The sequence below is a fragment of the Streptomyces sp. NPDC107546 genome (assembly GCF_055639175.1).
In genome coordinates this window covers 1-9,112 of sequence record NZ_JBVKBA010000073.1, presented here as the reverse complement: position 1 = coordinate 9,112, position 9,112 = coordinate 1, and the positions used below count along the sequence as shown (strand labels likewise).

The 9,112-nt window shown below is 71.1% G+C and carries 9 protein-coding genes and 1 pseudogene; 4 read left to right on the top strand and 6 right to left on the bottom strand.

All coding sequences use genetic code 11. From position 1 onward, the window contains the following. Positions 1-150 precede the first annotated feature (150 nt). From ACZ7L1_RS39020 to ACZ7L1_RS38995, 6 genes are all read right to left on the bottom strand, one after another. A complete protein-coding gene (locus tag ACZ7L1_RS39020; RefSeq protein ID WP_471444442.1) occupies positions 151-471 on the bottom strand; it encodes an SCO5918 family protein in 321 nt (106 codons plus the stop codon). Between the two features lie 58 nt (positions 472-529). Further along, positions 530-781 carry a CBS domain-containing protein gene (locus tag ACZ7L1_RS39015; protein ID WP_471444441.1) on the bottom strand — a complete coding sequence of 84 codons (252 nt, stop codon included), beginning with the start codon at positions 779-781 and terminating at the stop codon, positions 530-532. Positions 782-968: 187 nt separating this feature from the next. Further along, positions 969-2,459, bottom strand: coding sequence for a DEAD/DEAH box helicase (locus ACZ7L1_RS39010; protein ID WP_471444440.1), 1,491 nt, complete (start codon positions 2,457-2,459; stop codon positions 969-971). A 180-nt stretch (positions 2,460-2,639) separates the two neighbouring features. Next, positions 2,640-2,843: a cold-shock protein gene (locus tag ACZ7L1_RS39005; protein WP_471444437.1), complete on the bottom strand. Its 204-nt coding sequence runs from the start codon at positions 2,841-2,843 to the stop codon at positions 2,640-2,642. A 394-nt stretch (positions 2,844-3,237) separates the two neighbouring features. Further along, positions 3,238-3,486 (bottom strand): hypothetical protein, encoded by a 249-nt coding sequence (locus ACZ7L1_RS39000; protein ID WP_471444443.1) that lies wholly within the window; start codon positions 3,484-3,486, stop codon positions 3,238-3,240. Between the two features lie 206 nt (positions 3,487-3,692). Continuing rightward, a complete protein-coding gene (locus tag ACZ7L1_RS38995) occupies positions 3,693-6,344 on the bottom strand; it encodes an RICIN domain-containing protein (protein ID WP_471444435.1) in 2,652 nt (883 codons plus the stop codon). A 173-nt stretch (positions 6,345-6,517) separates the two neighbouring features. Between ACZ7L1_RS38995 and ACZ7L1_RS38990 the strand changes: the two genes are divergently transcribed. From ACZ7L1_RS38990 to ACZ7L1_RS38975, 4 genes and pseudogenes are all read left to right on the top strand, one after another. Then, on the top strand, positions 6,518-6,760 hold the full coding sequence (locus tag ACZ7L1_RS38990; RefSeq protein WP_471444432.1) for a hypothetical protein: 243 nt from the start codon (positions 6,518-6,520) through the stop codon (positions 6,758-6,760). A gap of 401 nt (positions 6,761-7,161) precedes the next feature. Further along, on the top strand, positions 7,162-7,692 hold the full coding sequence (locus ACZ7L1_RS38985; protein ID WP_471444430.1) for a SigE family RNA polymerase sigma factor: 531 nt from the start codon (positions 7,162-7,164) through the stop codon (positions 7,690-7,692). Further along, entirely contained in the window at positions 7,689-8,474 is a 786-nt protein-coding gene (locus ACZ7L1_RS38980; RefSeq protein WP_471444428.1) for a superantigen-like protein SSL4, read from the top strand. The genes ACZ7L1_RS38985 and ACZ7L1_RS38980 overlap by 4 nt, the downstream gene beginning before the upstream one ends. 390 nt (positions 8,475-8,864) lie before the next feature. Next, a pseudogene (locus ACZ7L1_RS38975) lies at positions 8,865-9,112 on the top strand (endo-1,4-beta-xylanase); the annotation flags it as partial.

The window sequence follows — 9,112 nt, the reverse complement described above, 5'->3', positions numbered from 1 at the left end:
CCAGCGACGTAGACAGGGGAAATACCGTATCCCCACCCCGCACACTACCCCAGCAGTTTCCGAGAGGACGGCCACACGGCGGTGGGCCCCCTGCCGACGCGCGTCGGCAGGGCCCCCACCGGGATCCTGGGGGCGGTTTCCCGCCCGGCCTCATACCTCCACGGGACCGGTGCCGCCGAGCAGCGCGGATGCGGTGCTGAGCGGAGTGGGACCGCCCACGCTCACGGCCGCGGTCTCGGGGCGGCCGTGGCACGTGAAGCCGAGACGCGTCATGGCCCGCGTGATTTCCCCCGCGGTGAAGTCACGGGGGTCCTGCCGTGTGAGGACCTGGCCCACCTGCTTGACGGGGTAGCGGCGGCGGCCGATGGTCACGGACTCACCCGTGACGAGCTCGGGCCTGACGCCCTTCATCGAGGCCAGCACCCCGCTCCTGGTCAGGTCGAACGGGTACTGGGCGATGACACAGCGCATGATGCCTCACAGGGGAGAAGTCGCGGGAGAAGCAGAAGGGCTGCCCGGGAGAGGCAGATCAGCGCGAGAGGGCGAGGACGCCCGGAATCCGGCCGTACTCACCGACGCCGCAGGGGCGAGCACCAGGCGAGGACAGCGATCCGTCGAGGACGTCTCGCAGACGGATCCGGTCCGTGTACGTGGAACTGCCGCGCAGAACGGAGAGCCGGGCCAGGGTGATCAAGCCCGTGCTCTCGTCGTCCCCGTCGCACACGGTCAGGTACTCGACCCGGGCACCCGCCATGACGGCCAGAGCCACCTCGACGGTCATGTCGTCACATACCCGAGGCCCGTGCCCTTCGCGGTCGTCGACCACGGTTACGGGGGCGGGGGCCGGCCTGCGGTACTGCGTCCGCGCTGGCGTCAAGGGTGTCTCCTTCGGTAGGGACTGGTCACGCTCGATGCTCTCTGCGGCCCCAGGAGGCGACGGGGCACCCTGGACTGCGCCGACCGCCGGCCTAAGCAGCCGAGTCGTTGCCGGGCTGCCGCTGTGCCCTGCGGCGCACCCCCGCGCCGACGGGCCGGTCCTGGCCGGTGCGACCCCGGCGGCCCCGGGACGGCGAAGACGCGCGGCGAGGCCGTTCCACGACGGGCGCGGTGATGACCACCGGGACGCCGGAGGGCGCCTGGGCACCCGTGATGCGGCTCAGTTCCGCCTCGCCCGAGCGCACCGGGGTGACGCGCGGGGTGATGCCGGCCGACGCCATCAGCCGGGTCATGCCGCGGCGCTGGCCGGGGGTCACGAGGGTGACGACGCTGCCGGACTCCCCGGCGCGGGCCGTACGGCCGCCACGGTGCAGGTAGTCCTTGTGGTCGCTGGGCGGATCCACGTTGACGACCAGGTCGAGGCTGTCGACGTGGATGCCGCGGGCCGCGACGTTGGTGGCCACCAGGACGGTGACATGACCGTCCTTGAACTGCGCCAGGGTCCGGGTGCGCTGCGGCTGGGACCGGCCACCGTGCAGGGCAGCGGCGCGGACACCGCTGTTCAGCAGGTGCTTGGTCAGCCGGTCCACGGCGTGCTTGGTGTCCAGGAACATGATGACCCGGCCGTCCCGGGCCGCGATCTCGGTGGTCGTGCGGTGCTTGTCCGCGTCGTGCACGTGGAGTACGTGGTGCTCCATCGTGCTGACGGCACCGGCCGACGGGTCGACGGAGTGGACCACCGGGTCGGTCAGGTAGCGGCGGACCAGCAGGTCGACGTTGCGGTCCAGCGTGGCCGAGAACAGCATCCGCTGACCCCCGGGACGCACCTGGTCGAGCAGGGCGGTGACCTGGGGCATGAAGCCCATGTCGGTCATCTGGTCGGCCTCGTCGAGCACCGTGACGCCGACGTCGTCGAGCCGGCAGTCGCCCCGGTCGATGAGGTCCTTGAGTCGACCGGGCGTCGCTACGACCACCTCCGCGCCGGCGCGCAGCGCACCGGCCTGCCTGCCGATGGACATTCCGCCGACGACGGTGGCGAGCCGCAGCCTCACGGAGCGGGCGTAGGGAGCGAGCGCGTCGGTGACCTGCTGGGCCAGCTCACGGGTGGGGACGAGGACCAGCGCCAGTGGCCGGCGCGACTCGGCGCGTCGGCCCGCCGTGCGGGCGAGGACCGCCAGGCCGAAGGCGAGGGTCTTGCCCGACCCGGTGCGACCGCGGCCGAGCACGTCGCGGCCGGCCAGGGAGTTCGGCAGGGTGGCCGCCTGGATCGGGAACGGTACGGTCACGCCTTCGTGGCCGAGCGTGGTCAGCAACGGCGCCGGCATGGCGAGATCGGCGAACGCCTCGACAGCGGGCAACGCGGGCGTGACCGTCTTCGGCGGCGCGAACTCGCCCCCCGCGGGCTGTCGGTTTCCGTAACCGGCGGAGCGGCGCGGAACGCCGGAGCGGCCCGCGGCGGCGCTTCCTCCGAAGCGGTCGTATGTGCGATTGGTGCGTGCGCGAGTGGAACGGGTGCGGTTCATGTGGAACCTTCCTTGATGCGGGCACGTATCAAGGAATTTCCGCAGCAGGATGAGCGGCGCAGAGAATCGCGAGAACGGGCCGAAAACGACAGGGACGAATCACCCTGGAAATGAAGCGAGCTGGGGCCCGCACCCCAAGGTGCGGGCCCCAGCTGCGAAGTATGCGGCGGTGCCGGTGCGTCAGGCGGGAACGATGTTCTCGGCCGTCGGGCCCTTCTGGCCCTGCGCGATGTCGAACGACACCTTCTGACCTTCCAGCAGCTCGCGGAAGCCCTGGGTGGCGATGTTCGAGTAGTGGGCGAAGACGTCGGGGCCGCCGCCGTCCTGCTCGATGAAGCCGAAGCCCTTTTCCGCGTTGAACCACTTCACGGTACCAGAAGCCATTTTGTTTCTCCTTCGGAGACGGTGCCAGGAATACGCCCTGTGCGCATTCCGTGTCGCCGTGATGATCGGCCGTCGGAAAAACCTTCTGGCAACCACACCTGCAACTGATGACGACAGTAGCACGTCGACGTCGGCCTTGCGCGGTACATAATTCTGGCATCGCGTGTGGTTGCAGGAATATTTGGCGTGCGCCGCGTCGATTCTTACGTCGTGACTACAGATATTTGATTCCGTGGGTGCAGTACTGTCGTCGAGCTTTTTCCGTTGCAGTGCTGTGACCTGCTGCGACGGTCCGCAGGCGGCCACTGCCGTCATCGCCCGAGGGGATGTCGACGGGCGCGCGGGCCGCGGAAGGGAGACGAAGGCCACATGGGCGATGTTCCGGCGGAGCAGGTCACCGGCGATCGACCCCTTGGCTCATTTTGCCGACGGTGATCGGGCAGGTGGTGAGGAGCCCGGCGGCCGCCGCTTGGTCCCGTCCGTACTGCTCGGCGTCGCCGCGCAGCAGGCGGGCCAGCGCGCTGGTGTCCCCGCTCGATCCGGTGCGGCAGTGGTGCGTTCGCGTCGTGCGCGTCAAGAGGGGCCGGGTGAGGACGATGTCTCCTGCCCGCTGGGCGCGCACGAAGGCGTTCACTGCGTTCATGAGCGGCTTGCTGCGGCGCGGGGGACGGCCTCGGGTCTGGCCTCACCGGCAGTGAAGGGGGCTGGCCCGCTCCGCCCGGGTGCACATCGAGCAGCCCGTGTCGAACGTCCTGCCGGTGAGGTGACGCGGTCCACACCTGCGCGGGGTCCCTCAGCCGTGGCCGGGCCGCAGGCCGTTGTGCCTGCGGCCCGCCTGGGGCGTCGGGGTCAGGACGGGTCGCCGTACAGGAGGCCGCGTCCGTTGGTGCCGACGTAGACGCGGCCGAAGGTATCGGGGTCGCCGGTGATGACACCGATGCTGCCGATGCTGCCCCACTGGTGGGCGTCGTCGTTGACCCGGAGCCAGGTGGCGCCCTTGTCGGTGGAGCGGAAGACCCCGGTGACGTCCTTGACGGTACCGATCAGGTACAGGGCCTGGTAGGAGGCGCCCGGTGCGGCCTTGCCGAAGCCGAGGGCGGAGGCGGACTGCACCGTGCTGAGGGTGGTGAAGGTGCGGCCGCCGTCGGTGGAGTGCAGCAGCCCCTTGGCGCCGCCGGCGATCCACAGGTCCGCGGCGACGCCCGGGACGGCTGTGAGCCGGCCGGCGGGCAGGCCGGTGGCGCGGGCGGTGAAGGTCGCGCCGCCGTCGGTGCCGGCGTAGAGCGTGCCGCCGCTCAGTGAGTAGAAGGTCTGGGTCGAGGAGCGGTCGGCGACGACCACGGCGTCGGTGCCCAGGCCGCTGACCTTCGACCAGCTCGCCCCCTTGTCGGTCGAGCGGTACGGGACCTGGCCGGCCTCGGTCCAGACGATGGTGGAGCCGTCCGCCGCGAGCGCGACATGGCCGCTGTCGGCGCTGCTCACCGGCTCTGCCTTGAAGCCGTTCCAGCTGATGCCGCCGTCGGTGGAGTACGCGCCGTCCTGAGCGCCGCCACGGCCGACGCGGACCATCACCGTGGGGTTGGACTGAGCGAAATCGATGTCGGTGCTGTTGGACATCATGGGGTTGTTCAGCCGCCCGGCGGGCACCTCGGTCAGGGAGCCGTGGCGGAAGCCGCCTTGGTCGCCCATGGCGGTGATCACGGTGGCGCCGCCGGGCGGGGCGATCGCGTCCATCAGCGAGGTTTCCTCCAGCCCTGGGGCGCCCACGGTCCAGTGGCTGGTGCCGCCGCTGTCGCTGGCGGTGGCGTCCGTGCTTTGCCAGATGCCGTTGCCGGTGCCGTACAGCACGTGCCCGGAGCTGAAGGGATCGATGGCCAGGGCGGTCATCCAGTGCCCGATGCCGGTACCGACGTAGGGAGCGGCGGAGGCGTCCCGCACCGACTTCGAGGCCAGTGCCTTCCAGGTCGCGCCGCCGTCGGTGGTCCGGTAGAGCTCGTCCTCGGGCCACCAGCGGTCGAGGGTGGTGACCATCACCGTGGACGGCTTCTGCGGGTCGACGGCCAGACCGGAGAAGCCGTAGCTGCCCTTGGACGGGGAGACGTCCTTCCAGGCCCCCCGGGCCGGCGTGTACTTCCACACCGAACCCGCCGTCACGCCGTTGGGTCCGAGGGCGTCGGTGTACGTCAGGTACAGCGAGCCGTCACCGGAGAGCACACCGTGCTGCGGCAGCCGGCCGGTGGGCTGCCCGGGGACGGCCTGCCAGGTGCCGCCGCCGTCGGTGGAACGGTACAGGGAGGTGGACCTGTCGGCGACGCCGACGTAGACCGTCCTGCTGCCGGCCGGGCCGTACGTCACGAAGGAGATGCCCGCGCCGCTGCTCGCCCCGTCCTTGACGGGGAACGAGGAGACCTGGCTCCATGTCACGCCGTAGTCGGTGCTGCGCCACAGGCCGTTCTTGCGGGTGCCGAGCAGCAGGGTGCCGTGGTCCGCAGGGTCGATCACGAGCCGTTCGCCCGCCCCGCGGCCGTCCTCGTTGCCGCCCAGCTTGAAGGGCAGGTCGGTGCGCTGGAAGGTGCGGCCCCGGTCGGTGGAGCGCAGGATCGCGCCGTTGCTCGCCCAGCTGTTGGTGTAGGTGCCCGCCGCGAGGTAGAGCCGGTTCGGGTCGACGGGGTCGGTGGCCAGTGCGTCGATGCCCAGCAGGTTCCAGTCCTTCTCGCCGACCCAGTCGGTCAGCGGGATCCACTGCTTGGCCGCGGGGTCCCAGCGGTAGGCGCCGCCCATGTCGGTACGCGCGTACAGCAGACCCTTCTCCCGCGGGTTGAACACCAGCCCGGTGACGTAACCGCCACCCACCACCTGGGCGTTCTTCCACACATACGGTCCGGCCGCGGCCGTGGTCTGCGCCACGCCGGTCCCGTCCGCCAGGGTCTCGGCCATCTTCACCAGCTTCCACTGCTGGTTGGTGCTGCCCCTGCTCGGATACTGGATGACTGCCGCGCCGTCGGCCGTGGAGCCCCCGGAGACGTCCAGGACCTGGCCGCTCCTGCGGGAGGTGAAGGTGACGGCGCCGGAACCGCTCACATCGCCGATCCGCCACTCCTGGGAGGCGGAGGAGCTGTCGGTCTGCTGCTCCGCGGCGGCGGCCCGGGCGGTCGAACCGCCCGCTATGCCCAGCACTTTCCCGCTGTTGCGGTTCACCAGCTCGTAGCAGCCGTCCCCGGTGGGCTTCAGCTTCCACTGCTGGTTGGCGGTGTGCTGGTCGGTCCACTGCTGGATGCGGGTGCCGTCGGCGGTGGAGAACCCGTTGACGTCCAGCACCTTGCCGCTGCGCACGGAAACCAGCTGGTAGTAGGCATTGCCGTCGACCGTCGCGGCCTGCGAGTCCTCCTGCGCGTACAGGAGATACGGCACGACGATGGCGGGCACGCCGAGCAGCAGACCGGTGGCGGTCCAGCGACGGCGATGACGCCCCCGGCGCCCGCCGTTCGTGGGGTTGTTCATGGGGAGGTGGTCTCCTTGCACGCTGTTCACCAGAGGAGAGGCGGATCCCAGCCACCGGAACTGGCCGGATCCGCTTCCCTGTGGTCACAGACTCCCCAAAGGGTTGCCTTGAGCCGGGAACTTTTTCACCTCACCTCGCGCCGCGGTCCGGTTGGGCGGGCTTCGTGTCCGGCGTGCGGACCACCGACTTCGTCCCCGAAGAGGGCGGCCACCCCGTCTACGGCGCGGACAGCCTGTCCGACCCGTGGAGCAGCGACGGTCGGCGCGGCGCCGGCGCTGAGCGCCAGGGCGCCCGCGCCGGCCCCGGCCAGCAGGGCCGCCACCGCCCCCGCCACGATGTGGCGGCGCGTTCGGCTACGGCGGTGCGTACGGCCCCGAGGTATCGGCTGCTCGGGGGTTGTCGGGTCGTCAGGTGATACGTGTGGCTCCCGATCGGAGTGCGTGGATACGGGGGGCGTAGCGCAGCTGACTGCGCTCGCCGTGGTCGGTGCACCCCTGAGTGGCCGCCCGGGTTGGAAAGGTTGCCGCCGTATCCGATGTTCTTCAGATCCCTTTCGTGCCGTGCACCGGTCGCGGACAAATCAGCGTCGGGGCGGCAACCTTCGCGTCTCCTGCGGCAACTGGGAGCCGGAAGGCCGAGTCGAACCACCGGATGGACGGGCATGAGGGCAACGAAGCACGCCGCGCCGCGACCGTGGCGCATGCGCGGACTGGTCACGGGCATTCCCTCGGGGCTGCCACTGTCAGGCTGCGCCTCCCGTTGTTGTTAAACGCGCAACCAACTCGCACATCATTGCCAGGAGAGGGCGACCGAGGGATGCGCCTCGATGACGCGTCGGCGGAGTTCCACGAGTTCTTCGAACGCCACTATGCCGAACTCGCCCGTCTGGCACACCTCCTGACCGGCGAGACCGACGCGGCGGACGACCTCGCGGCGGATGCCCTGGTCGCCCTGTGGCAGCGCTGGGACCGGTTGCGGCAGGCCGACCACCCGCTCGCCTACGCCCGCGGTGTGGTGGCCAACCTGGCGCGCGGACGGATCCGCAGCGCGGTGCGCGAGCGACGCCGGATCACGCTCTTCTGGTCCCGCAGCCCCGAGAAGGTGGAGGGGCCGGACACGGCGGCCGTGCTGGACGTCCGCGCGGCGCTCGCCCGGCTGCCGTTCCGCAAGCGCGCCTGCGTGGTGCTGCGGCACGCCTTCGACCTGTCGGAGAAGGACACGGCGGTGGCGCTCGGCATATCGGTCGGTACGGTGAAGAGCCAGACCTCGAAGGGAATGGCCGAGCTGGAAAGGATACTGGGCGCACGAGCGGTCGGGGACCTGGTGGCAGGGAGGAGGAACCGGTGAACGAGGAGATCGCCCGTCGGCTGCGCGAGGCCGCCGAGACCCACCGGCCCGACCGTGCGAGGATGCTGGCCCGGGTGCAACGCGGCGTGGCCGGCCCCGCCGTCCGTCACCGCGCGCGGCCGTTCGCGCGGTCCGGTACCAGGGTCGCGCTCGCCGGGTTCGCCGCCGCCGGCATCCTGACGACCGGCGGCCTCGCCGTCGCCGCCATCGTCGCGAAATCGTCGCCGTCGGCCACCGTGACCGCGCCTGCCACCCCGTCCCCGACCGCCGGCTCCCCGCAACCGACATCGGCCCGCCCCACCCCTGTCCGGCCGGCCCCGGTCACCACCCCGGGCAGCGTGCGCCCGACTCCGCCGACCACCAGTCCATCGCCGACCGCCGACGAGAGCCAGAACGGGGCGCTGCGGTCGGCCGGCTCGGTGGACCCGCACAGCACCGTCTACTGGACGCAGAGCAACCTCGTCCTCAAGACGACCCAGCCGCTCACCTCGCTCACGATCGAGATGCGGATCGTGCAGACCGGCCGGGTGAAGAACACCGGCACCTGGCAGACGCTGCCGAGTGCTGACTTCACCGTCACCGCCCAGGAGGCCGACGGCACGCTGGTCTACCGCTGGGTCCTCAAGCCGGGCCTGACCGTGCCCGCCGGGAGCTATGAGTTTGCCGCCCAGTTCAACCACGCCACCGGTGTGCGCAGTGCCGCTGGCGACGGCTACCGCGTCGACGCGCAGGGTTCGGGCGGCTCCGCGTCGGTCTGGGGAGGGTTCGTCCCGACCCGGTGAACGCCGCGGTGAGGCAAGGGGACGAGTCCCCCTGCCGCACAGCTCGATGGTCGAGCAGATCCCGGTGAGGCGCCCCCGGTCGAGTACCAGCGAAGCAGGTGTTGCCAGGTCGGCTACCGGCCCGCGGCGAAGACCCGCACGTCCCGGGCACCCACGCGCACCGGCGCACCCGTGCGAACCGGCGTGCCGTTGAGAGCGTCGGTCAGCTTCACGGGGGACTGGACCTCGGTGGGCGACCGGCTCCAGTTGTGGACCACGTGCGGGCGGCGTCCGTCCGGGCTGGTGCCGGTGGTCGCGGCGGCGGTTCCCTCGATTGCGGCAACCTTTGTGTGCGTGGCGGCAACTGGCGGGTAACCGGGGCCGGATCAAGGCCCGCTGTGCCAGAAGGACATGCCGTTGTCAGATCAGAACCGCTCTCATCGCCGCCGTCCGGCTACCCGCCGCGTGCTCGCCGCCGCCGTGGTGCTCGCCGCCGCGGGTGCCGCCGTGCCGCTGGTCGCTCTGGCCGCACACACGCCTAATGCCCGCACGCCGGCCGCTGCAGCGGCCGGCAGCGGCCGCTATTTCGGGACGGCCGTGGCTGCCGGAAGGCTCGGCGACTCGACGTACTCCGCGATTCTCGACCGGGAGTTCAACAT